Genomic DNA, 231 nt, shown 5'->3' on the forward strand with positions numbered 1-231 from the left:
CCGCCACCGCATCAAGCGCCCACACTTATCGGCTGTAAATTTTTAAAGATCGATCGCGAAAGCGCCGTTAAACATTGAACTACCCGGCGTTTTCTGCGTTGCTGCATCAGCAGCAGAGAAACGAGATTATGAAGACTGCCCGGCGATCTGTCAACAGGTTTTTTTACATCGCTCAACCTGCCGCTCAACTTCCCATCACCCGCAGACCCAGTCGCCACAAGGCTTTCGCCT

At 52.4% G+C, this 231-nt stretch carries 1 protein-coding gene; it reads right to left on the minus strand.

Features of this window, described 5'->3' with window-relative positions:
• Positions 1–11 precede the first annotated feature (11 nt).
• Positions 12–231: hypothetical protein (locus U5A58_RS40755; RefSeq protein ID WP_321965488.1), on the minus strand; the 220-nt coding region annotated here is incomplete at its 5' end.

The sequence above is a fragment of the Paraburkholderia sp. J7 genome, from assembly GCF_905220155.1.
In the GTDB taxonomy this organism is placed as follows: Bacteria; Pseudomonadota; Gammaproteobacteria; order Burkholderiales; family Burkholderiaceae; genus Paraburkholderia.